The sequence below is a fragment of the Pelomonas dachongensis genome (assembly GCF_043555865.1).
In the GTDB taxonomy this organism is placed as follows: domain Bacteria; phylum Pseudomonadota; class Gammaproteobacteria; order Burkholderiales; family Burkholderiaceae_C; genus Pelomonas; species Pelomonas dachongensis.
Genome location: NZ_JBIGHY010000082.1, coordinates 1 through 205, shown reverse-complemented (window position 1 = coordinate 205; position 205 = coordinate 1). Strand labels below are relative to the sequence as shown.

Annotated in this window: 1 protein-coding gene; it reads left to right on the top strand. The window is 69.3% G+C overall.

The annotated features are described in order from the left end of the window. Window positions 1-205 (top strand): transposase (locus ACG02S_RS26405; RefSeq protein WP_394473457.1); only part of this gene is annotated, 205 nt, incomplete at both ends.

The following is a 205-nucleotide window of genomic DNA, read 5'->3' as shown; positions in this document are numbered from 1 at the left end:
CAAGTCCTTGAATGCGCAGCAAAGGCGCTGGCTCAAGCGCCGCCAGGCGATCGAGCCGACCATCGGCCACACCAAGCACGACCACCGGATGGACAAGTGCTGGCTCAAGGGCAGCGAGGGCGACGCTCTGCACGCGGTGCTGTGCGCAGCCGGCTTCAACATCCGCTGGCTGCTGCGGGCGCTGCGGCGCCAGCTGCAGGCCGGC